Below are 26,248 nucleotides of genomic sequence, written 5' to 3'. Positions count from 1 at the left end.
TCTCCCCCGCCGATGGAGCGTGAGATGACGGGTTTTGCGAGCACTCCGGGCGAGCCGGTCGCCGTGGTCGGGCTTTCCTGCCGCTTCCCGGGCGCGGACGGGCCCGCCGCCTTCTGGCGGCTGCTGACCGAGGGCCGCAGCGCGATCACCGACGTCCCCGCCGGGCGGTGGGACGCCGCGGAAACCGGCGTCCGCCGCGGCGGGTTCCTCGACGACGTCGACCGCTTCGACGCCGCGTTCTTCGGCATCTCGCCGCGCGAGGCCACCGCGATGGACCCGCAGCAGCGGCTGGTGCTGGAACTCGCGTGGGAAGCCCTGGAGCACGCCGGGATCGTGCCCGCGAGCCTCGGCGGGAGCGCCGCGGGCGTGTTCGTCGGCGCGATGTGGGACGACTACGCCGCGCTCGTGCACGCGAGCGACCCCGAAGCGATCACCCACCACACCATCACCGGCGTCCACCGCAGCCTGCTGGGCAATCGCGTCTCCCACCTGCTCGGCGTGCACGGCCCGAGCTTCACCGTCGACTCCGGCCAGTCGTCCTCGCTCGTCGCGGTCCACCTGGCGGTGCAGAGCCTGCGCCGCGGCGAGTGCCCGGTCGCGCTGGCGGGCGGGGTCAACCTGATCTTCTCGCCGGGCAACGCCGTCACCACGGCGAAGTTCGGCGGGCTGTCCCCGGACGGCCAGTGCTTCACCTTCGACGCCCGCGCCAACGGTTTCGTGCGCGGCGAGGGCGGCGGGCTCGTCGTCCTCAAGCGGCTTTCGCAGGCCCAGGCCGACGGCGACGAGATCCTCGGCGTCATCCGCGGCACCGCGGTCAACAACGACGGCGCCGGCGACGGCCTGACCGTCCCGGACGCCCGGGCCCAGGCCGCGGTCGTGCGCGGCGCCCACGCCGACGCCGGGATCGAGCCGGCCGCCGTCGGGTACGTGGAGCTGCACGGGACCGGGACGAAGGTCGGCGACCCGATCGAGGCGGCCGCGCTGGGCGAGGTCTTCGCCGCCGGGCGGGACGAGCCGCTGCCGGTCGGTTCGGTCAAGACCAATGTCGGGCACCTGGAAGGCGCGGCGGGCATCGCCGGGCTGCTCAAGGCCGTCCTTTCCCTGCGCCACGCCACGCTGCCCGCGAACCTCAACTTCGCGACGCCGAACCCGGCGATCCCCTTGGCCGAGCTGAACCTCCGGGTCGTGACCGAGAACGCCGGCTGGGCCGCCGAGCGCCGGATCGCCGGGGTCAGCTCGTTCGGCATGGGCGGGACCAACGCCCACGTCGTGCTCGAAGCGGCCGAGCCCGTCGCACCCCGCGCGACGACGGACGCGGCGGCGCCCTGGCTGCTCTCGGCCCGCACGGCTGCGGCGCTGCGGGCACAGGCGGCTCGCCTGCTGTCGCATGTGGACGAACACTCGGAACTGTCCGCCGTGGACATCGGGTGGTCGCTGGCGACCCGGCGCACGGCCTTCGAGCACCGCGCAGTCGCCGACGGTCCGGACGCGCTGCGCGCGATCGCGAACGGCATGGGCGTCACCCAGGGCGTCACGGCCACGAGCGACGACCGTGTCGTCTTCGTCTTCCCCGGCCAAGGCGGCCAATGGGCCGGGATGGCCGCCGAACTGCTCGACGCTTCACCGGTGTTCGCCACAAGGCTGGCCGAGTGCGCCGCCGCGCTCGCGCCGCACCTCGACTGGAACGTCGTCGACGTCCTGCAGGAGATGCCCGGGGCGCCTTCGCTCGACCGCACCGACGTGCTGCAGCCGGTGTTCTGGTCGGTCGCGGTGTCGCTGGCCGCCGAGTGGCGGGCGCGCGGGGTCGAACCCGCCGCCGTGCTCGGGCACAGCCAGGGCGAGCTCGCCGCCGCCGTCGTCGCGGGTGCGTTGTCGCTGGACGACGCGGCGCGGATCGTCGCGCTCCGCGCCAAGCTGCTCGCCGAACGGATGGCGGGCCACGGCGGGATGCTGTCGGTCGACCTGCCGGTCGCGGCCGTGACCGAGCTGCTGGAGGCCTACTCCGGCCGCCTGTCGGTCGGTGCGGTGAACGGCCCGGCGACCACCGCGGTCTCCGGCGACCTCGACGCCCTCGACGAGCTGCAGGCCGAGCTGACCGCGCGCGAGGTGCGCTCGCGCCGGATCGCCATCGCCTACGCCTCGCACTCGGCGCAAGCCGAGCCGCTGAAGGACGAGCTGCTCGGGTTGATCGCCGGGATCCGGCCGATGCCTTCGGACGTGCCCTTCTACTCCTCGACCGCGGGCGGCCTGCTCGACACCGAACGGCTCGACACCGATCACTGGTTCGCCAACCTGCGACAGCCGGTGCTGTTCGACCCGGCCATCCGGGCCGCGCTGGACGCGGGCATCGGCGTGTTCGTCGAGGTCAGCCCGCACCCGGTGCTCGTCGGTGGCGTGCTGGCGACTGCGGCCGACGCCGACCGGCCCGCCGCCGCGGTCGGCACGCTCCGCCGCGGCGACGGCGGCCCCGCGCGCTTCACCACGTCGGTCGCCGAGCTGTGGACCCGCGGCGGCGGCGTCGACTGGACGGCCGCCTTCCCCGGCGCGCGCCCGGTCGACCTGCCGACGTACGCCTTCCAGCGCGAGCGCTTCTGGCTCGACGCCGAACCCGCCGAAACCGTCGGTACTCACCGATACGCTGGAAACCGGGGGCCGGAGGCACACCCGGACACTCCCACACAGCCGGCCCAGGACCTTCTCGAAACCGTCCGCGCGCACACCGCACTGGTGCTCGGCCACCCCGGCCCGGACGCCATCGACCCCACGACCTCCTTCAAGGACCTCGGGTTCGACTCGATCATCGGCGTCGAGCTGTGCGAGCGCCTGTCCGCCGCGACCGGCCGCAAGGTGCCCGCCACCTCGGTCTTCGACCACCCGACCCCGGCCCGGCTCGCCGCGATGCTGCGTGACGAGCCGGCCGCGGCCTCCCCGGCTGTCGCGGCCCGCGCCGACGAGCCCATCGCGATCGTCGCGATGAGCTGCCGGTACCCGGGCGGCGTGCGGTCGGCGGACGAGCTGTGGCAGCTCGTCGCCGACGGCCGCGACGTCATCGGTGGCCTGCCCGCCGACCGCGGCTGGGACCTCGACACCCTGTACGACGCCAACCCGGGCAAGGCCGGCAAGACCTACGCGCGCCACGGCGGCTTCCTCACCGACGTCGCCGAGTTCGACGCGGACTTCTTCGGGATCTCGCCGCGCGAAGCCCTCGCCATGGATCCGCAGCAGCGGCTGCTGCTGGAAACCACGTGGGAGGCCTTCGAGCACGCGGGCATCGACCCGGCGTCGCTGAAGGGCAGCCGCACCGGTGTCTACGTCGGCGCCACCTCCTCCGAGTACGGCCCGCGCCTGTTCGAAGGCGGCGAAGGCTTCGACGGGCACCTGCTCACCGGCACCACCGGCAGCGTCGCTTCCGGCCGGCTGGCCTACGTCCTCGGACTGGAGGGCCCGGCGCTGACGGTCGACACCGCGTGCTCGTCTTCGCTGGTCGCGCTGCACCTCGCCGTGCGTGCGCTGCTCGCGGGGGAGTGCTCGCTGGCGGTGGCCGGCGGCGCGGCCGTGATGGCCAGTCCCGGCATGCTCGTCGAGTTCAGCCGCCAGCGCGGCCTCTCCCGCGACGGCCGCTGCCGGGCGTTCTCGGCCGACGCGGACGGCACGGGCTGGGCCGAAGGCGCCGGTGTCGTGCTCGTCGAGCGCTTGTCCGACGCGCGCCGTCTCGGCCACCCCGTGCTCGCCGTCGTGCGGGGCACGGCGGTCAACTCCGATGGCGCGTCGAACGGCTTGACCGCGCCGAACGGTCCCTCGCAGCAACGCGTGATCCGCTCCGCGCTGGCCGACGCCGGGCTCGCACCGTCCGAAGTGGACGTCGTCGAGGCCCACGGCACCGGAACCCCGCTGGGCGACCCGATCGAAGCCCAGGCGCTGATCGCCACCTACGGCCAGGACCGCGAACGGCCGCTGCTGCTCGGCTCGCTGAAGTCGAACCTCGGCCACACCCAGGCCGCGGCCGGTATCGGCGGTGTGATCAAGATGGTCCAGGCCCTGCGCCACGGCGTGGTACCGCGGACTCTGCACGCCGACGAACCCAGCCCGAAGGTGGACTGGTCCGCCGGTGCCGTGACCCTGGCATCGGCGGAGCAACCGTGGCCGGAGACCGGTGCACCCCGCCGCGCCGGTGTGTCCTCGTTCGGCATCAGCGGCACCAACGCGCACGTCATCGTCGAGCAGGCCCCGGAAGCCACCCCGGTTGTGTCCGAAGAGGACACCTTGGGTGTGTGGGTCCTGTCCGGCCGCACCGAAGCCGCGGTCGCCGACCGGGCGTTGGAGCTGGCTGAGACTAAACACGGCGTCGCCGACGTCGGCTGGTCCCTCGCCGCGACGCGGACCGCCTTCGAACACCGGGCCGCCGTGGTCGGCGAACGCGCCGAGCTCCTGGCGGGCCTGGGTGAGATCGCCGCGCGGACTCCGGGCGCGTCCGTGGTCACCGGCGTCACCGGCCCGGTGGGACGCACGGTCTTCGTGTTCCCGGGCCAGGGCGCGCAGTGGGCCGGGATGGCGGCCGGGCTGCTCGACGAGTCGCCGGTCTTCGCGGACCGGTTCGCCGAGTGCGCGGCGGCTCTGGAGTCCTTTGTCGACTGGTCGCCTTTCGAGATCCTCCGCGAAGGCACGTTGGACCGCGTCGACGTCGTGCAGCCCCTGTCGTGGGCGGTGATGGTCTCGCTGGCGGCGCTCTGGCAGTCGTACGGAGTCACACCGGATGCCGTAGTCGGTCACTCGCAGGGCGAGATCGCCGCGGCCGTCGTCGCGAGTGGACTGTCTCTTGAGGACGGTGCACGTGTGGTCGCGTTGCGCAGCAAGGCCATCGCCGCAGGTCTCGCGGGCCAGGGTGGGATGGCGTCGATCGCGCTGGACGCCGAGCGGGTGACGGCCCTGCTCGACGACCGGATCTCGATCGCCGCGTACAACAGCCCGTCGTCGACCGTCGTGGCCGGTGACCCCGCTGCCTTGCAGGAACTGGTCGCCCGCTGCGAAAGCGACGGCGTCCGCGCGCGGGTGATCCCGGTGGACTACGCATCGCACTCGGCGCACGTCGAGGCGATCGAAGCCGAGCTGCGCGAGGTCCTGGCTCCGATCCGGCCCCGCACCGGTGACGTCCCGTTCTACTCCACCGTGACCGCCGAACCGGTCGACACCGCGACCCTCGACGCCGGCTACTGGTACCGCAACCTGCGTCAGGCGGTGCGGTTCCGTGACACCGCCGAGGTCCTCGCCGAGCGCGGGCACCGGTTCTTCGTCGAGGTCAGCCCGCACCCCGTGCTCGGCGGCGGCCTCCAGGAGACCCTCGAAGAAGCGGCCGTGGTGGGCACGCTGCGCCGCGGCGAAGGCGGCCTCCGCCGGTTCCTGCTCTCGGCGGCGCAGCTGTGGGCGCGCGGCCACGACGTCGACTGGTCGGCCCTCTACCCGGACCCGCGCACCGTCAGCCTGCCGACCTACCCCTTCCAGCGGCAGCGTTTCTGGCTCGAACCGGCGGCCAAGCCTGCCGACGACAGCGGGTTCTGGACCGCGCTCGACGACGACACGCTCGGCCTCGCCGACGACACGCCGTGGCGCGACGCCCGGGCCGCGCTGACCCGCTGGCGGCGGCAGGCCGATCTGGACACCTGGCGCCACCGCATCGCCTGGCGCGCCCTGCCCGAGCCGCCCGCAGCGCAGCTCACCGGAACCTGGCTGGTGGTCACGCCCAGCGCGGGTGCCCTCGCCGGGCTCGACGCCGACCTCGTCGAGGTGCTCGTCACCGCCGACGACGACCGCGCCACCCTCGCCGAGCGGCTGACCGGCCGGACGCCCGACGGAGTCCTCGCGCTGGGGACCTCCGACGACCCGGTCCACGCGGTCACCAGCGCGGCCGTGCTCGTCCAAGCGCTCGGGGACACCGGGATCGACGCACCGCTGTGGTACCTGACCCGCGGCGCGGTCGCCCCGCTCGACACCGACTCGCCGCCGCAGCCGGCGCAGGCCGCGGTCTGGGGTCTCGGCCGGGTGGCCGCGCTGGAACACCCCGGCCGCTGGGGCGGGCTGATCGACCTGCCGGAGACCTGGGACGCCGAGTCCGCCGCCCGGCTGGCCGCCGTGCTGGCCGGCGACGAGGACCAGGTGGCGATCCGGCCGTCCGGCGTGTTCGCCCGCCGGCTGGTCCCCGCGTCCCTGCGGGGCACGGCCCCGGCCCCGGCCTGGGAGACCCGGGGCACGGCCCTGGTCACCGGCGGCACGGGAGCACTGGGCCGGCAGCTCGCCCGCTGGCTCGTCGCCCGCGGTGCCGAGCACGTCGTCCTGACCGGCCGCCGCGGCGCCGACGCCCCCGGCGTGGCCGACCTGCGGGCCGAGCTGGGCACCCGCATCAGCGTCGTGGCCTGCGACGTCACCGATGCCGACGCCGTCCGCGGAGTCGTCGAGAGCATCCAAGACCTCCGGACCGTCGTCCACGCCGCCGGTGTCGGCACGCTCGCCGCGCTCGACGACACCGATCCCGAGGCGATCGCCGAGGTCCTGCGCGGCAAGGTCCTCGGCGCGCAGCACCTCGCCGACCTGCTCGGCGACCGCGAGCTGGACGCCTTCGTGCTCTTCTCCTCGATCTCCGGCGTGTGGGGCGTCGCCGACCACGCGGCCTACGCCGCGTCGAACGCCTACCTCGATGCCCTCGCGCTGCGCCGCCGGGCGCTCGGCCGGACCGCGCTGTCGGTGGCCTGGGGCCCCTGGGCCGGGGGCGGCATGATCGCCGAGACCCTGCACGACGTCCTGGCCCGCCGCGGTGTCCCGGTCATCGAGCCGGACGCGGCGCTGACCGGCCTGGGGCAGGCCCTGGACCACGACGAGACGTTCGTCGCGCTGGCCGAGATCGACTGGCCGGTGTTCGCCGAGGTCTTCTCCGCCGTCCGGCCGAGCCCGCTGCTCGCCGAGCAACCCGAGGTCAAGCGGCTCCGCGAGGAGACGCCGGACGCGTCCGGCTGGGCCGAGCAGCTGGCCGCCCTGGCCGGGCCGGAGCGCGAAAAGCTCGTGTCCGCTTTGGTCCGGCAGCAGGTCGCCGCCGCGCTCGGGCACGCGAGCCCGGAGACCGTCGACGTCCGGCGCGCGTTCAAGGACCTCGGCTTCGACTCGCTCACCGCCGTCGAACTGCGCAACCGGCTGAGCGCGGCGACCGGGCTGAAGCTGCCGAGCACGCTGGTGTTCGACCACCCGACGGCCGCACTGCTGGCCGAGCACCTGCTGGCCGAGGTGGCTCCGGAGTCCACTGTGGACGCAGCACCGGCGCCGGTCGCGGTGGCCGACGACGACCCGATCGCCATCGTCGCGATGGGCTGCCGCTTCCCCGGCGGAGTCACCTCACCCGAGCAGCTCTGGACGCTGCTGACCGACGGCGTCGACGCCATCTCCGGCCTGCCCGCCGACCGCGGCTGGGACCTCGGCTCGCTCTACGACACCGACGCGACCCGGCCCGGCACGACCTACGCCCGCCACGGCGGGTTCCTCGCCGACGCCACCCGGTTCGACCCGGCGTTCTTCGGGATCTCGCCGCGCGAAGCCGTCGCGATGGACCCGCAGCAGCGGCTGCTGCTGGAGGTCTGCTGGGAGGTGTTCGAGCGCGCCGGGATCGACCCCACCGCGCTGCACGGCACCCCGGCCGGGGTGTTCGTCGGCATGACCGACCAGGCCTACGGCTCGGGCAGTGGCTCCGAGGGCGAGGACTACCTGGTCACCGGCGCGGTGGCCAGCGTCGCCTCCGGCCGGATCGCCTACGTCCTCGGCCTCGAGGGCCCGGCCGTCACGGTCGACACCGCGTGCTCGTCGTCGCTGGTCGCCCTGCACCTCGCGGCGCAGTCGCTGCGCTCGGGCGAGTGCTCGATGGCGCTCGCCGGCGCGTCGATGGTGATGTCGACGCCGAGCCAGTTCCTCGGCTTCAGCCGCCAGCGCGGGCTCGCGCCCGACGGCCGCTGCAAGCCGTTCGCCGCCGCCGCCGACGGGTTCGCCCTCGCCGAGGGCGTCGGCGTCCTGCTGGTCGAGCGGCTGTCCGACGCGCGCCGCCACGGGCACCCGGTGCTCGCGGTGCTGCGCGGGTCGGCGATCAACTCCGACGGCGCGTCCAACGGCCTGACCGCGCCCAACGGCGGGTCCCAGCAGCGCGTCATCCGCGCCGCGCTGGCCGGTGCGGGCCTGCGGCCGTCCGAAGTGGACGTCGTCGAGGCGCACGGGACCGGGACCCCGCTGGGCGACCCGATCGAAGCGCAGGCGCTGATCGCCGCGTACGGGCCGGACCGCGAACGGCCGCTGCTCGTGGGGTCGCTGAAGTCGAACCTCGGGCATACCCAGACCGCGTCCGGTGTCGCCGGGGTGATCAAGATGGTCGAGGCGATGCGGCACGGGCAGCTGCCGAAGACCCTGCACCTCGACGAGCCGACCGCGGAGGTGGACTGGTCGTCCGGCGTGGTCGAGCTGACGGCCGAGAACCGCGCGTGGCCGGAGACCGGGGCCCCGCGGCGCGCGGGCGTGTCGGCGTTCGGCATCAGCGGCACCAACGCGCACGTGATCCTCGAACAGGCACCGGAAGAAGCTCCGGTCGACGCACTGCCGGACACCGTGGGCACCTGGGTGCTGTCGGCCCGGTCCGAGGCGGCCGTGCGCGAGCAGGCGGCGGCACTGGCCGAGTGGGCCGGGCACGGCGTGGCGGAGATCGGCTGGTCGCTCGTCAGCACCCGGCCGGCGTTCGAGTACCGGGCCGCGGTCGCCGGCGACCGGGACGAGCTCCTGGCCGGGCTGCGCGCCCTGGCCGCGGGCGGCCCCGTGACCACCGGGACCACGGGGGAGACCGTCTTCGTCTTCCCCGGTCAGGGCGCGCAGTGGGTGGGCATGGCGGTCGACCTGCTCGGCGAATCGCCGGTCTTCGCCGAGCGGATCGCGGAGTGCGCGGCCGCGCTGGCCCCGTTCGTGGACTGGTCGCTGACCGACGTCTTGGGTGACGCGGAAGCCCTGGAACGGGTCGACGTCGTGCAGCCGGCGTCGTGGGCGGTGATGGTGTCCCTGGCGGCGCTGTGGCGGGCGCACGGGGTCGAACCCGACGCCGTCGTCGGGCACTCGCAGGGCGAGATCGCGGCCGCGGTGGTCGCGGGTGGACTGTCCCTCGAGGACGGTGCGCGGGTGGTGGCGTTGCGCAGCAAGGCGATCGCCGCCGGGCTCGCGGGCCGCGGCGGGATGGCGTGGATCGCCGCCCCGGAAGCCGAGGTCGCCCTGCTGCTGGAGCCGTACGCCGGCCGGATCTGCGTCGCCGCGGTGAACGGGCCGGGCTCGGTCGTCGTCTCCGGCGAAGCCGAGGCCCTCGAAGCGCTGCTCGCCGATGCCGGTGAGCTGCGGGTCCGCCGGATCCCGGTCGACTACGCCTCGCACTCGGCCGCGGTCGAGACGATCGAAGCCGAACTGCTCGAGGTCCTCGCGCCGGTCCGGCCCCGGACGTCGGCGATCACCTACATCTCCGGCGTCACCGGCGAGCCGGTCGACACCGCCACGCTCGACGCCGGGTACTGGTACCGCAACCTGCGTCAGCCGGTGCGGTTCCACGACGCCACGAAGACGCTCATCGAGGCCGGGCACCGGTTCTTCGTCGAGGTGAGCCCGCACCCGGTGCTCGGCGGCGGGATCGAAGAGACTCTCGACGAGGCGGAGGAGAGTGCCGCCGTCGTCGGCACCCTGCGGCGCAACGCGGGCGACCTCCGGCGGTTCTTCACCTCGCTGGGGCAGCTTTGGGCGCACGGCCACGACGTCGGCTGGACGGTTCTCTACCCAGTCAAGCGCACGGTCCCGTTGCCGACCTACCCGTTCCAGCGGCAGCGGTTCTGGCTCGAACCGCGTTCGGCGGCCCCGGTCGTCCGGTCCACAGTGGACGAACTGCGCTACGAAGTCCGGTGGAACCCGCTGGTCACCCCGCGCGCGGCCACGCTCGACGCGGGCTGGCTCGCCGTGGTCCCCGCCGGGACCGACTTCCGGAACCTGCTCGGCGACGATGTCCGAGTGCTCGAAGTGGCTGCTCAGGACCGGTCCGAGCTGGCCGCCCTGCTGGCCGCGGAAGACACGCCGACCGGTGTGGTCTCCCTGCTGGCGCTCGACGACGAGCCGCACGCCGAGCACTCCGTGCTCACCGCGGGGCTCGCCGGCAACGTAGTGCTCACCCAGGCGCTGGCCGACGCCGGGATCGCCGCCCCGCTGTGGTTCGCGACCCGCGGCGCCGTCTCGACCGGCCCGGGCGAGCTTCTGAACAGCCCCACCCAGGCGATGGCCTGGGGTCTCGGCGGGATCCTCGGCCTCGACCAGCCCGACCGCTGGGGTGGCCTGGTCGACCTGCCGCCCGTCGCCGACGCCACGACCGCCGGTCGGCTCGCGGCCGTGCTCACCGGCCATGACGGCGAGGACCAGGTGGCGGTGCGGCCGTCGGGGGTGTTCGCCCGCCGGCTGGTCCGCGCGGCGGCGTCCCCGCCGGCCGGGACCCGCTGGCGCCCGCGCGGCACCGCGCTGGTCACCGGCGGCACGGGCGCGCTCGGCGGGCAGGTCGCCCGCTGGCTGGCCGCCCACGGTGTCGAGCACTTGGTGCTGCTCAGCCGCCAGGGCGACGACGCCCCGGGCGCCGCGGACCTGACCGCCGAGCTGTCCGCACTCGGCGCGAAGGTGACCGTCGCCGCCTGCGACGTCTCGGACCGGGACTCACTGGGCGAGCTGCTCGCCGAGCTGCCGCCGATCGACGCCGTGGTGCACACGGCGGGTGCGGTGGACGTCGAACGCCCGATCACCGCGGTCACGCTGGCCGACTTCGCGGAGCTGGCCGAGGCCAAGGTGCGCGGCGCGCGGAACCTCGACGAGCTGTGCGGGGACCTGGACGCGTTCGTCCTGTTCTCCTCCGGGGCCGGCGTCTGGGGCAACGCGGGCCAAGCGGGCTACGCCGCCGCGAACGCGTTCCTGGACGCGCTGGCCCACCAGCGCCGCGACCGCGGGGCGCCGGCGACGTCGATCGCTTGGGGTGCCTGGGCGGGCGGCGGCATGGTGGACGAGAACGTCGGCGCGCAGCTCGAGCGGCGCGGGGTCCCGATGATGCGGCCCGAGCTGGCCGTCACCGCGATCCAGCCGTCGGTCGACACCGGCAGCCCGACGAGTGTCGTCGCCGACATCGACTGGGCGAAGTTCACCCCGCTCTACACCGCGTCACGGCCGCGCCCGCTGCTGCGGGAACTGCCCGAGGCGCAGCAGACCGCCGTCGAAGAGTCCCCTGTGGACAGTGGTGGCGAGCTGGCTCGGCGGCTGCAGGCGGCTTCGGAGAGCGAACGCGAGCGGGTCGTGCTCGACCTGGTGCGCGGCGAGGTCGCCACCGTCCTCGGCTTCCCGGGCCGCGACGCCGTCCGGCCCGCGCAGACGCTGAAGGAACTCGGGTTCGACTCGCTGACCGCGCTCGACCTGCGCAACCGGCTCGGCGCGGCGACCGGCCTGAAGCTGCCCGCCACGCTGGTCTTCGACTACCCGACGCCCACGGCCGTCGCGAAGCACCTGCTCGCCGGGCTGGTCGTCGACGAGACCGAAGCCGGCGACCTGGCCGATGAGCTGGACCGGATCGAGGCCGCGCTGGCGGCCCTGCCCGCCGGCGACCCGGCCGGCGAGCTGGTCGCCGCCCGGCTGCGGAAGCTGCTGTGGAAGTGGGACGACACGGGCGACGACGCCGACGACGACGGCCTGGAGCTCGACACGGCGACCGACGACGAGATGTTCGCGGCGATCGACCGAGAACTCGGAATCTCTTGACGTGACCGGAAAACCTTCCCAGGAGCGGACGCAGATGCGCAACGAGGACAAGCTCCGTGACTACCTCAAGCGGGTCACGGCCGATCTGAAGCTGGCCAACCGCCGCCTGCACGACGTCACCGAGCGCCGCGCCGAACCGATCGCCTTGGTGTCCATGAGCTGCCGGTTCCCGGGCGGGGTTACCGACCCCGAGCAGCTCTGGGACCTGCTCGCCGAGGGTCGCGACGCCGTTTCGCCGTGGCCCGCCGACCGCGGCTGGGACCCGGACCTCTACGACCCCGACCCCGAGCGGGTCGGCCGCAGCTACGTGCGCGACGGCTGCTTCCTGACCGACGCCGCGCAGTTCGACCCGGCGTTCTTCGGCATCTCCCCGCGCGAGGCCGTGGCGATGGACCCGCAGCAGCGGCTCCTGCTGGAGACCACCTGGGAGGCGTTCGAGCGGGCGAAGCTCGACGCGGCGGGCCTGCGCGGCAGCAAGACCGGCGTGTTCGTCGGCGCCAGCAACCAGGGTTACGCCGGTGGCGTGGTCACCGCGCCCGAAGGCCTGGAAGGGCTGCTGCTCACCGGCGGTTCGGCCGCCGTGCTGTCCGGCCGGCTCGCCTACACTTTCGGGCTCGAGGGCCCGGCCGTCACCGTCGACACCATGTGCTCGTCGTCGCTGGTCGCGCTGCACCTGGCGGTCTCCGCGCTGCGCAACGACGAGTGCTCGATGGCACTGGCCTGCGGCGCGACCGTGATGGCCAACCCCCGCAACTTCGTCGAGTTCAGCCGCCAGCGCGGCCTGTCCTCGGACGGCCGCTGCCGCGCCTTCTCCGCCGACGCCGACGGCACGGGCTGGGGCGAGGGTGTCGGCGTCGTGCTGCTGGAGCGGCTGTCCGACGCGCGCCGCAACGGCCACCCGGTGCTCGCCGTCATCCGCGGCACCGCGATCAACCAGGACGGTGCGTCGAACGGCCTGACCGCCCCCAACGGGCTTTCGCAGCAGCGCGTGATCGAGGCGGCCCTGGCCAACGCGCGGCTGGCGCCCGAGCAGGTGGACGTCGTCGAGGCGCACGGCACCGGCACCAAGCTGGGCGACCCGATCGAGGCGCAGGCCCTGCAGGCGACCTACGGCCGCGACCGCGAACGGCCGCTGCTGCTCGGCACGGTGAAGTCGAACATCGGCCACACGCAGGCGGCCTCCGGCGTCGCCGGCGTGATCAAGATGGTCCTGGCCCTGCGCGCGGGCGTCCTGCCGAAGACGCTGTTCGTCGGCGAGCCGACCCCGCACGTGGACTGGAGCGATGGCGCGGTCTCGCTGCTGACCGAGCAGACCCCGTGGCCCGAGACGGGCGCGCCGCGCCGGGCCGGGGTGTCGTCCTTCGGCGGCAGCGGTACCAACGCGCACGTCGTGCTGGAAGGCGTCACCGACGAACCCGAAGAGACCTCCGAGTCCACTGTGGACACCGCGGTGTGGGTGCTGTCGGGTCGCTCCGACGCCGCCCTGAAGGCCCGCGCGGCCGAACTGGCCGAACTGCGGGACGGGAACATCGCCGACGTCGGCTGGTCGCTGGCCGCCACGCGCTCGGCGTTCGAGCACCGGGCGGCCGTGATCGGCCGGGACCTGCCCGCACTGACCGCGGGCGTCCGCGAGATCGCTGAATCCGGCGCGGCCGCGGGCGGCAACGTGGTGGCGGGTGAGGCCCAGGCCGTGGGCGGCACCGTGCTGGTGTTCCCCGGCCAGGGTGCGCAGTGGGCCGGGATGGCTGTGGACCTGCTGACCGCCTCCCCGGTGTTCGCGGTCCGGATGGCCGAGTGCGAGTCGGCGTTGTCGGCTTTCGTCGACTGGAAGCTGACCGACGTCCTCGACGACGCGGCAGCTCTGGAGCGGGTCGACGTCGTACAGCCGGTCTCGTGGGCGGTCATGGTCTCGCTCGCCGCGCTGTGGGCGGCCCACGGCGTCACGCCGGACGCCGTCGTCGGGCATTCGCAGGGGGAGATCGCGGCCGCCGTCGTCGCGGGTGCGCTGTCGTTGTCCGACGGCGCGAAGGTCGTCGCGCTGCGCAGCAAGCTGATCGCCGGCCGGCTGGCCGGCCTGGGCGCGATGGCGTCCGTCGCGGCGCCGGAAGCGCAGGTCGAGCCCCTGCTCGCGGACGGGCGCGTGTCCATCGCCGCGGTCAACGGACCGGCGTCGGTGGTGATCTCCGGCGAGATCGGCGCGGTCGAGGAGGTCCTGGCGCGCGCCGAGTCCGAAGGTCTGCGCGTGCGCCGGATCCCGGTGGACTACGCGTCGCACTCCGCCGTGGTCGAAGTCCTCGAAGCCGAACTGTTCGAAGCCCTGGCGGACCTCGAACCCCGCGCCCCGCGGATCGCGTTCGTCTCCAGCGTCACCGGCGAGGCCGCCGGGACCCTCGACGCCGCTTACTGGTACCGCAACCTGCGGCAGCGCGTGCGCTTCCAGGACGCCACCCGGACCCTCATCGCCGACGGGCACCGGTTCTTCGTCGAATCGAGCCCGCACCCGGTCCTCGGCGGCGGCATCCAGGAGACCCTCGACGACCTCGTCGACCCCGGTTCGGCGGCCGTCGTCGGTACGCTCCGGCGCGGCGAAGGCGGCCTGACCCGGTTCCTGACCTCGGTGGCGCACCTGTGGACGCAGGGGCACGACGTCGACTGGTCGGCCGTCTACCCCGAAGCTCGTCCGGTCGCTTTGCCGACATATCCCTTCCAGCGGCAGCGCTACTGGCTGGAGACGCCGGTCGAGACCGCCGCTGAGGCGGACGGGGAGTTCTGGGACGCGGTCGAGGACGGCGCCCTCACCGAAGAGCTGGGTGTCACGGCCGAAACGCCCTGGCAGGAGGTGCTGCCCGCACTCGCGGACTGGCGCCACCGCCGCACCGAGCTGTCCACAGTGGACCAATGGCGGTACCGGATCACCTGGCACCCGGTCGTCGACCCGGCACCGGCGTTGTCCGGCACCTGGCTGGTCGTGCACGCGCCCGATGGCTGCCTCGACGCCCTGGAGAAGGCCGGCGCGGTGGTCCGCACCCTGCGGGTCGACGAGGCCGACGACCGCGCGTCGCTGGCCGAACGGCTGCGCGGCGAGTCCGACATCACCGGCGTGCTCTCGCTGCTCGCGCTCGACGAGCGTGCGCACGCCACGCACCCGGTGCTGTCCAGGGGACTCGCCGCGAACCTCCTGCTCTCCCAAGCCCTCGGCGACGCGGGCATCACCGCGCCGCTCTGGCTCGCGACGCAGGGGACGGCCGCCGTCCTGCCCGGCGACGAGCTGCCGCACCCGGGCCAGGCCACGACCTGGGGTCTCGGGCGCGTGCTCGCTCTCGAACACCCCGACCGCTGGGGCGGGCTGGTCGACCTCCCCGAGACCCTGGACGAGCCGGCCGCGACCCGGCTGTGCGCCGCGCTCGCCGGGATCGGCGACGAAGACCAGCTGGCCGTCCGCGAGTCCGGCCTCTACCAGCGCCGCCTGCGCCGCGCTCCCGTGCAAGGCACCGCCCCCGAGTGGCGGACGAGCGGTACCGCGCTGATCACCGGCGGCACCGGCGGGCTCGGCGCGCACGTCGCCCGCTGGCTCGTCGGCCGCGGGGCCGAGCACCTGGTGCTCACCAGCCGCCGCGGACCGGACGCGCCCGGCGCCGCCCTGCTGCGGGCAGAACTCGAGGCGATGGGCGTCGAGGTGACGATCGCCGCGTGCGACGTCGCCGACCGCGACGCACTGACTTCGCTGGTCAGCGGCCTGCGAGACATCCGCACGGTCGTGCACACCGCCGGCGTCGGCCTCCTGGCCCCCCTATCCGACACCGACCTGCCGGAGTTCGAAGAGGGCGCCCGCGCGAAGCTCGCCGGCGCCCGCCACCTCGACGCGCTGTTCGGCGAAGCCGACCTCGACGCCTTCGTGCTGTACTCCTCCGTCGCCGGCGTGTGGGGCAGTGGTGACCACGGCGCGTACGCCGCCGCGAACGCCTACGTCGACGCACTCGCCGAAAGCCGCCGCGCCCGTGGCCTGGCCGGGACCTCGGTCGCCTGGGGCATCTGGGCCGGCGACGGCATGGTCTCCGACGTCGTCGCCGACCAGCTCAAGTGGCGCGGGATCCCGTTCATGGCCCCGGCACCGGCCCTGCTCGGGCTCGGCCAGGTGCTCGACCACGACGAGCCGTTCCTGGCCGTCGCCGACATCGACTGGGAGCGGTTCGTCCCGGTCTTCACCGCCGCCCGCCCGCGTCCGCTGCTGTCCGAAGTGCCCGAGGTCGCGGCCGTGCTGGCCGCCGAGTCGGAGGTCACCGAAGAGGAGACCGGCGCGGCGGGTGCGTTGCGCGCCAAGCTGTCCGCACTGTCCGAAGCGGACCAGGAACGCGAGCTGCTCGGCCTGGTCCGCAAGCACGCGGCCGCCGTGCTCGGCTACGCCGGGCCGGAGGACGTCGACGCGGCACGCGCGTTCCGGGAGCTGGGCTTCGACTCGCTGACCGCGATCGAGCTGCGCAACCGGCTCACCGCCGCCACCGGCCTCAAGCTGTCCGCCACCCTCGTGTTCGACTACCCGAACGCGACGACCCTGGCGCGGCACGTCCGCACCGAGGTCCTCGGCGCCCCCGCACCCGCCGTGGCCGCACCGGTCACGGCGACCGACGAGCCCCTGGCCATCGTCGGCATGAGCTGCCGGTTCGCCGGCGGCATCGGCAGCCCGCAGCAGCTGTGGGACCTGATGATGGCCGAGGCCGACGCCATCGGCGAGTTCCCCGGCGACCGCGGCTGGCACCCGGGCGACCTCTACGACCCCGACCCCGACAGCGCCGGCCACAGCTACACCCGCGCCGGCGGGTTCCTCTACGACGCCGCCGAGTTCGACCCGGCCTTCTTCGGCATCAGCCCGCGCGAAGCCCTCGCGATGGACCCGCAGCAGCGCGTCGTCATGGAAGCCGCGTGGGAAGCCTTCGAGGACGCCGGGTTCGACCAGGCCACCGTCCGCGGCAGCCGCACCGGCGTGTTCGTCGGGGCCAGCGGCCACGACTACGGCCAGCGGCTGCGGGACGTCCCCGAAGGCGTCGAAGGCCACCTGGTCACCGGCGGCACCGGCAGCGTCACGTCCGGGCGCGTCGCCTACACCTTCGGGCTCGAAGGCCCGGCGGTCACGATCGACACCGGCTGCTCGTCTTCGCTGGTCGCCCTGCACCTGGCCGGCCAGGCGCTGCGGTCGGGGGAGTGCGACCTCGCGCTCGCCGGCGGCGTCGCGGTGATGTCGACCCCGGCACCGTTCGTCGCGTTCAGCCGCCAGCGCGCGCTGGCCGCCGACGGCCGCAGCAAGCCGTTCTCCGCGGAGGCCGACGGCATGGGCCTGGCCGAGGGCGTCGGCATGCTGCTCGTCGAACGGCTTTCGGACGCTCGCCGCCGCGGCCACCGCGTGCTGGCCGTGGTCCGCGGCACCGCGACCAACCAGGACGGCGCGTCCAACGGCCTGACCGCTCCGAACGGGCCTTCGCAGCAGCGCGTGATCCTCTCCGCGCTGGCCGCGGCCGGCCTCGAACCGTCCGAAGTGGACGCCGTCGAGGCGCACGGCACGGGCACCACCCTGGGCGACCCGATCGAGGCCCAGGCCCTGCTGGCCACCTACGGCCGCGACCGGTCCGCCCCGCTGTGGCTCGGTTCGGTCAAGTCGAACATCGGGCACAGCCAGGCCGCGGCGGGTGCCGCGGGTGTCATCAAGATGGTCCTGGCCATGCGACACGGCGTCTTGCCGCGCTCGCTGCACTCGGAACACCCGTCACCGCACGTCGACTGGTCTTCCGGTGCCCTCGAACTGCTCACCGAGGCGACGCCGTGGCCGGACAAGCCGGGACCCCGCCGCGTCGGCGTCTCCTCGTTCGGCGTCGGCGGCACCAACGCCCACGTCCTGCTCGAACACGACCCCACGCCCGAGCCCGAACCGATCGAGCGCGAGCCGGTCGCGGGTCCGGTGCCATGGGTGCTGTCGGCCCGCTCGGCGGCCGGGCTGTCCGCGCAGGCGGAGAAGCTGGCGGCCTTCGGCGCCGCGGACATCGCCGACGTCGGCTGGTCCCTCGCTGCGACGCGCACCGCGTTCGAGCACCGGACCGTGGTGCTCGGCGACGACCGCGAAGAACTGCTGCACGGCCTGCACGGCCTGGCCACCGGGACGCCGAGCGCGTCGGTGGTCACCGGCGTGGCGGGTGCGAGCGGCCGGACGGTGTTCGTGTTCCCGGGCCAGGGCGCGCAGTGGGCCGGGATGGCCGTGGAGCTGCTGGATTCGTCGCCGGTGTTCGCGGAGCGGTTCGGGGCGTGCGCGGCGGCGCTGGCGTCGTTCGTCGACTGGTCGCCGTTCTCCGAGCTGCGCGAAGGTGCGCTGGACCGGGTCGACGTGGTGCAGCCGGTGTCGTGGGCGGTCATGGTTTCGCTGGCCGCACTGTGGCAGTCCCACGGCGTCTCGCCGGACGCCGTCGTGGGGCACTCGCAGGGCGAGATCGCCGCAGCCGTCGTCGCGGGTGGACTGTCCCTGGTGGACGGTGCGCGCGTGGTCGCGTTGCGCAGCAAGGCGATCGCCGCCGGCCTCGCGGGCCGGGGCGGAATGGCGTCGATCGCCCTCGGGGCCGAGCAGGTCGAGAGCCTGCTGGCGGAGTGGGCCGGCCGGATCACCATCGCCGCGTTCAACAGCCCGTCGTCGACCGTCGTCTGCGGTGAGCCCGAGGCGCTGGACGAACTGCTCGCCCAGTGCCAGGCGGCCGGCGTCCGGTCCCGGCTGATCCCGGTGGACTACGCTTCGCACTCGGCGCACGTGGAGGCGATCGAGAGCGAGTTGCTCGAAGTGCTCGCCGCTATCGAGCCGCGCACCGGCGAGGTCCCGTTCTACTCGACGGTGTCGGCCGAGCCGATCGACACCGCCACCCTGGACGCCGGGTATTGGTACCGCAACCTGCGGCAGCCGGTGCTGTTCACCCAGACCGTCGAGGTGCTCGCGGCGCGCGAGCACTCGGTGTTCGTGGAGGTCAGCCCGCACCCGGTCGTCACGTCCGCGATCGCCGAGGCGGTCCCGGACGCCGTCGCGACCGGCACGCTGCGCCGCGGCGAGGGCGGCCTGGCCCGGTTCCGCACGTCCTTGGCCGAACTGCACGTCCGCGGCGTCGACGTCGACTGGGCGCCGGTCTTCCCGGGCGCCGCGACGATCCCGCTGCCGACGTATGCCTTCCAGCACCAGCGCTACTGGCTGGACACCCCCGCCCGCGGTGCCGAGGCGCTGGACGACGAGTTCTGGGCCGCCGTCGAGCAGTCCGACCTCGAAGCGCTGGCCGCCTGGCGCGACCGGCGGCAAGCCGGGTCCACTGTGGACGGCTGGCGGTACCGGGTCGAGTGGACCCCGCTCGCCGTCGCGTCCGGAACCATCGTCCCGAACTGGCTGGTCATCGCCCCGGCCGGGCACGACGGGCAGGCCGTCGCAGACGGGCTCGGCGCGCGCCTGCTGGAACTTCCGTCCGAAGTGGACCGCGAGCGGTACGCCGAGCTGCTGCGCGAAGCGGGCCCGTGCGAAGGCGTGCTTTCCCTCTTGGCGCTCGACGGCTTCGAAGCGAACCTGACGCTGCTGCACGCCCTCGGCGACGCCGGTATCGACGCGCCGCTCTGGTGGGCCACCAGCGGAGCGGTCAGCACCGGTGACCTGGACCCGATCCGTGCGGCCGAGCAGGCGCTGACCTGGGGCTTCGGCCGGATCGCGGCCGTGGAGTACCCGCAGCGCTTCGGTGGTCTCGTCGACCTCCCGGCCGACCTGGACGCCCGCGTCTTCGCCCGGCTCGCCGCCGTGCTCGGCTCGCCCGACGAGGACCAGGTCGCCGTGCGCGCGTCCGGCGTCTTCGGCCGCCGGCTCGTCCGCGCGACCCCGGCCCGCGGCACGACGACGCCGTGGCAGGCCGCCGGCACCGTGCTGCTCACCGGCGGTACCGGCGGAGTCGGCCCGCACCTGGCCCGCTGGCTCGCCCGGGCCGGCGCCGAGCGGCTGGTCCTCACCAGCCGCCGCGGGCTGGACCTCCCCGAGCTGAACGCCGAACTCGCCGACCTCGGCACCGAACTGACCGTCGCGACCTGTGACGTCGCCGACCGCGACCAGCTCGCCGAGCTCCTCTCCGGCCTGCCGGACCTGACCGCGGTGGTGCACGCCGCCGCGGTGCTCGACGACGGCGTCCTCGACGGCCTCACCCCCGAGCGGATCGCGACCGTGCTGCGGCCCAAGGCCGACGCCGCACGCCACCTGCACGAGCTGACCGCGAACCGCGACCTCTCGGCGTTCGTCCTGTTCTCGTCCCTGGCGGGCACGCTCGGCGGGCCGGGCCAGGCGAGCTACGCCGCGGCCAACACCTACCTCGACACGCTCGCCCGCGAGCGCCGGGCCGCAGGCCTGCCCGCGACCGCCGTCGCCTGGGGTGCGTGGGCCGGCGGCCGCGGTGAAGGCCTCGCCGAGCAGGGCCTGCCCGCGATGGACCCCGAACTGGCTCTCCTTGCGCTGCAACAGGCCCTCGACGAGGACGAGACCGTGCTGGCGGTCGCCGACATCCGCTGGGACCGCTACCGCAAGACCCTCGCCCAGGGCCGGCCGAGTGCCGCACTGCTGGGCATCCCCGAAGCCGCGGCGCCGGAAGCCGAAGCCGTCGAAACGGGCTGGGTGCAGCGGCTCGCGGGCCTCGGCGAAGACGAGCAGCACCGGCTGGTCCTGGACCTCATCCGGAGCCAGGCCGCGGTGGCGCTCGGCTACCCCGGACCCGAGTCGATCGAGCCCGACCGCGCCTTCCGCGACCTCGGCTTCGACTCGCTCACCGCCGTCGACCTGCGCAACCGGCTGGGTGAAGTCACCGGCCTGCGGCTGCCGGTCACGCTCGTCTTCGACCACCCGACCGCCGTCGCGCTGGCCGGCCACGTCCGGCGTGAGCTGGTGGGCGACGCGGTGACCGAGACCGCCGCCCCGGTGGTGGCGGGCACCGACGAGCCGATCGCCATCGTCGCGATGTCCTGCCGCTACCCCGGCGGCGTCGCCGGCCCGGACGACCTGTGGCGGCTCGTCGCCGACGGCGTCGACGCGGTCGGGGAGTTCCCGGCCGACCGCGGCTGGGACGTCGAAGGCCTCTTCGACGCCGACCCGGACAAGCCCGGCACCTTCTACACGCGCGGCGGTGGCTTCCTGCACGACGCGGCGGAGTTCGACCCGGCGTTCTTCGGGATCGCGCCGCGCGAGGCGCCCGCGATCGACCCGCAGCAGCGGCTGCTGCTGGAAACGTCGTGGGAGGCCGTCGAGCGCGCCGGCATCGACCCGGCGCTGCTGCGCGGCAGCCGGACCGGCGTGTTCGTCGGCTCCAACTACCACGACTACGGCGCCCGGGTGCGGCACGCGCCCGGCGAGTTCGAGGGGCACCTGGCGACCGGCAGCGCGGGCAGCGTCGCGTCCGGCCGGATCGCCTACACCTTCGGCTTCGAGGGCCCGGCGGTCACGGTCGACACGGCGTGCTCGTCGTCGCTGGTCGCGCTGCACTGGGCGGTCAAGGCCCTGCGCTCCGGCGAATGCGACCTCGCGCTGGCCGGCGGGGTCACGGTGATCTCCTCGGTCGACACGTTCGTCGAGTTCAGCCGGCAGCGCGCGCTGTCCCCGGACGGCCGGTGCCGCGCGTTCTCAGCGGACGCCGATGGCGCGGGCTGGGCCGAGGGCGTCGGCATGGTGCTGGTGGAACGGCTTTCCGACGCTCAGCGGCGCGGGCACCCGGTGCTCGCGGTCGTGCGAGGCAGCGCGGTCAACCAGGACGGCGCGTCCAACGGCATGACCGCCCCGAGTGGGCCCGCGCAGCAGCGGGTGATCCGCGCGGCGCTGGCCGACGCGGCGCTCGCACCGTCCGATGTGGACGCTGTGGAAGCCCACGGGACGGGCACCACGCTGGGCGACCCGATCGAGGCGCAGGCGCTCATCGCCACCTACGGCCAGGACCGCGAACGGCCGCTGTGGCTCGGGTCGGTGAAGTCCAACATCGGGCACACCCAGGCCGCGTCGGGCATCGCGGGCGTGATCAAGATGGTGCAGGCGCTGCGCAACGGCGTCCTGCCGCGCACACTGCACGCCGAAACGCCGTCGCCGCACATCGACTGGTCCGCCGGGCAGGTCCAGCTGCTGTCCGAGCCGGTCGAGTGGGCCGCGAACGGTCACCCGCGCCGCGCGGCGGTGTCCTCGTTCGGGGTCAGCGGCACCAACGTGCACACGATCCTCGAAGAAGCACCTCCGCTGCCTGAGCCGGCGGAAGTCGTCACGCAGCAGCGGTTCACCGCGTGGCCGGTGTCGGCCCGGTCCGAAGCCGCGCTGCGCGGCCAGGCCCGGCGCCTGCTGGCGGCGACCGAGTCCGAAGTGGACGCGGCCGACGTCGCCCGATCGCTCGCCGCCCGGGCGAAGTTCGGGCACCGCGCGGTGGTCGTCGGCGAGAGCCTCGGCGAACTGCGCGACGGGCTGGCCGCACTGGCCGCGGACCGGCCCGCCGCCGGGCTGCGGCAGCACGTCGCCCGAGCCGGCCGGGCGGCGTTCCTGTTCACCGGACAGGGCGCGCAGCGACTCGGCATGGGCCAGGAGCTGTACGCGCGGTTCCCGGTCTTCGCCGACGCCTTCGACGCGGTCTGCGCGCACTTCGACCTGCCGCTGCGCGACGTCGTCTTCGGTGACGACGCGGCCCGGCTCGACCGGACCGGCTTCACCCAGCCCGCGCTGTTCGCGGTCGAGGTGGCGTTGTTCCGGCTCCTGGAGTCCTGGGACGTCCGCCCGGACTTCCTCGCGGGTCACTCCATCGGCGAGCTTGCCGCGGCGCACGTCGCCGGGGTGCTTTCGCTCGCCGACGCGGCCAAGCTCGTCGCCGCGCGCGGCCGGCTCATGGAGGCATTGCCGGAGGGCGGAGCCATGGTCGCGATCGCCGCTCCCGAGGACGAAGTCGTCCCGCTGCTGGACGACCGCGTCTCGCTGGCCGCAGTGAACGGACCCGAAGCCGTGGTCGTTTCGGGTGAGACCGAAGCCGTGCTGGCGCTCAAGGAGCACTTCGCGGCACTGGGCCGCAAGACCAAGCAATTGGACGTCTCGCACGCGTTCCACTCGCCGCTCATGGACCCGATGCTCGAAGAGTTCGCCGCGGTCGCGGAGGGGCTGACCTACCAACCGCCGCGGATCCCGGTCGTGGCGGCCGGTGACGTCGCGACGCCGGAGTACTGGGTGCGGCACGTGCGGGAGACCGTCCGGTTCGCCGACGCCCTCCGCGGGCTGGCCGCGGAAGGCGTGAACCGGTTCGTCGAGCTGGGGCCGGACGCGGTGCTCGCCGCGCTCGTCCCGGACTGCGCCGGGCCGGCCGAGCTGAGCGTGGGTTCCCTGCTGCGCAAGGGACACGACGAAGAGCGGTCCCTGCTCATGGCGCTCGCCGGGCTGCACACCGCCGGCGCCGACGTCGACTGGGCGGCGGTGCTCACCGGCGGCGGGCACGTCGAACTGCCGACGTACGCGTTCCAGCGCGAGCGGTACTGGCTGGACGTCCCGGCCGTGGCCGGCAACGTCGCCGGGGCCGGGCTCAGCGAAACCGAGCACCCGCTGCTGGGCGCGTCGGTCTCGCTGGCCGGTTCGGACGGCGCGCTGTTCACGAGCCTGCTTTCGGCGACCAGCCATCCGCTGCTCGCGCAGCACGTCGTGCTCGGCAGCGTGCTGCTGCCCGGGACGGCGTTCATGGAGCTGGCCGTGCACGCCGCGGAGAAGGTCGGCTGCGAACGCGTCGAGGAGCTGACCCTCGCCGCGCCGCTGGTGCTGCCGGAGACCGGCGGGGTCCGGCTGCAGGTCGCCGTCGGCGGGCCCGACCGGTTCGGCACCCGCTCGATCGACATCTACTCCCGCGCGGACGGCGCGCTGGAGGACGAGCCGTGGACCACGCACGCCAGCGGCTCGCTCGCCGCGACGGCCGCCCCCGCGGCCGGTGACCTCACCGGGGCCTGGCCGCCGGCCGGCGCCGAGCCGATCGACCTCGACGGGCTCTACGACCGCATCGCGGCCAACGGGTTCGACTACGGGCCCGCGTTCCAGGGGCTGCACCGCGCGTGGCGCGTCGGCGACGAGATCTTCGCCGAGGTCGGCCTGCCGGCGGAGGAGCGGGCGGAAGCCGAACGCTTCGGCCTGCACCCGGCGCTGCTGGACGCCGCGCTGCACACCGTCGCCCTGCGCGACGAAAGCCGGGCGGTGCTGCCGTTCGCCTGGTCGGGGGTGACCCTGCACGCGGGCGGCGCGTCGGCGCTGCGGGTGCGCGTCACCGGGCAGGGCGACGACACGGTGGCCCTGGTGGTCGCCGACCAGGACGGGCTGCCGGTGGCCACCATCGGTGCGCTGACCCTGCGGCCGGTTTCGGCCGAGCAGCTCGAAGTCGCGCGGTCGGCGTACCACGAGTCGCTGTTCCGGGTGGGCTGGGTGATGGCCCCGATCACCCCGGTCAGCCACTCGGCGGCCGAACGCTGGGCGGTCGTCGGGCACGACGTCGGCGTCCGCGTCACCAAGGCCCTCGGCACGGCGGGCGTCCCGGTGGAGTCCTACCCGGACTTCGACGCGCTCGGCGCGGCCGTGGCGGCGGGTGCCCCGGTGCCCGAGGTGGTCGTGATGACCAGCGGCCCGCAGCACGACGAGGACGTGGCACGTGCCGTCCGGACCGCCACCCACGGCGCGCTGGAGCAGGTGCAGGAGTGGCTGGCGAGCGAGCGGTTCGCCGGCTCGCGGCTGGTGTTCGTCACCAAGGGCGCGATCGCGACGCGGGTCGGCGAAGGCATCACCGACCTCGCGACCGCGGCGGTCGTCGGCCTGGTCCGCTCGGCGCAGTCGGAGAACCCCGGCCGGTTCGTGCTGGTCGACCTCGACGACCGCGAAGTCTCCTACGCGGCACTTCCGTCCGCGGTGGCCTGCGGCGAGCCGCACGTCGCGGTCCGGATCGGCGCGATCCAGGTGCCGCGCCTGGCGCGCGTCCCGGCCACCAGCCCGGCGCCGGTCGGCGCGTGGGACCCCGAGGGCACGGTGCTGATCACCGGGGCCACCGGGACGCTCGGCACGCTCGTCGCCCGGCACCTGGTGACCGCCCGCGGCGCCCGGCGGCTGGTGCTGACCAGCCGGCGCGGGCCGGCCGCGGAAGGCGCTCAGGAGCTCGTCGAAGAGCTGACGGCGTGGGGCGCCGACGTGACCATGGCCGCCTGCGACGTCGCCGACCGGGACTCGCTGGCGGCGCTGCTCGCGGCGATCCCCGCCGAGCACCCGCTGACCGCGGTGGTGCACACGGCCGGCGTCCTCGACGACGGCGTCGTGTCCGCGCTGACCACCCGCCAGCTGGACACGGCCCTGCGGCCCAAGGTCGACGCGGCCTGGCACCTGCACGAGCTGACCGCCGGGATGAACCTGGCCGGGTTCGTGGTGTTCTCGTCGCTGGCCGGGACGTTCGGCGGCACGGGCCAGGCGAACTACGCGGCGGCCAACGCGTTCCTCGACGCGCTGGCGCACGTGCGCCGGGCGCAGGGGCTGCCCGGGCTGTCGCTGGCGTGGGGCCTGTGGGCCGAGCGCAGCGGCATGACCGGCAAGCTCGGCGAGGCGGACCTGTCGCGGCTGGCCCGCGGCGGCGTCGAGCCGATGCCGTCGGAGGAGGGGCTGGACCTGTTCGACGTGGCCTGCACCCTCGACGAGGCGGTGCTGCTGCCGGTCCGGCTGGTCGTGGAGGCGATGCGCGACCGCGTCGGCGAGGACGCGATCCCGGTGATCCTGCGCAGCCTGATCCGCACCCCGGTGCGCCGGGCGGTCCGGGCGACGACGGCCCCGGCCGACCCGGTGGACAGCCTGACCCACCGGCTGGCCGGGATGTCGGAGGCGGAACGCGACGGAGCGTTGCTCGACCTGGTCCGCACCCACGCGGCGACGGTGCTGGGCTACGCGGGCCCGGACGCGATCGAGCCGGACCGCGGGTTCTTGGAGCTGGGCTTCGATTCGCTGAGCGCGGTGGAGCTGCGCAATCTCCTGGGCGCGGCAACGGGGTTGCGCTTGCCGGCGACGTTGCTGTTCGACTACCCGTCGACGACGGTGCTGGTGGCGTACTTGCGGTCCGAGCTGGTCCCGGACGTCCCGGCGGCGATCCTGCCGGCGCTGGCGGAGCTGGACCGGGTGGAGTTCGCGCTGCCGGAGCTGCTGGCGGATTCCCAGGCGCGGGCGACGTTGGGCACACGGCTGCAGGAGCTGCTGGCCCGGGTGAACGGAGCTTCGGGCACGGTCACGGCGGTGGAGGAGAAGCTGGAGTCGGCAACGGACGACGAGATGTTCGCGCTGATCGACGAGCTCGACCTCGACTGACCCGGTCCGCACCGTAGTGAATGACTCATTCCTGTCGTCGGACGACAGGAATGAGTCATT

The 26,248-nt window shown here is 74.4% G+C and carries 2 protein-coding genes; both read left to right on the top strand.

Annotated elements, in window-relative coordinates; translation table 11 throughout:
* The first annotated feature begins 12 nt into the window (after positions 1 to 12).
* Positions 13 to 11,826: a type I polyketide synthase gene (locus tag QRX60_RS49230; RefSeq protein WP_285998343.1), complete on the top strand. Its 11,814-nt coding sequence runs from the start codon at positions 13 to 15 to the stop codon at positions 11,824 to 11,826.
* A 1-nt stretch (position 11,827) separates the two neighbouring features.
* On the top strand, positions 11,828 to 26,188 hold the full coding sequence (locus QRX60_RS49225) for a type I polyketide synthase (RefSeq protein ID WP_285998342.1): 14,361 nt from the start codon (positions 11,828 to 11,830) through the stop codon (positions 26,186 to 26,188).
* Positions 26,189 to 26,248 lie beyond the last annotated feature (60 nt).

It is taken from the genome of Amycolatopsis mongoliensis (genome assembly GCF_030285665.1).
Classification (GTDB): Bacteria; Actinomycetota; Actinomycetes; order Mycobacteriales; family Pseudonocardiaceae; genus Amycolatopsis; species Amycolatopsis mongoliensis.
This window is presented reverse-complemented; position numbering and strand designations above follow the sequence as displayed.

Bases quoted from the DNA above. Each gene is read 5' to 3' on its own strand.
- QRX60_RS49230 (WP_285998343.1), top strand. From the start codon at position 13: ATGGAGCGTGAGATGACGGGTTTTGCGAGCACTCCGGGCGAGCCGGTC.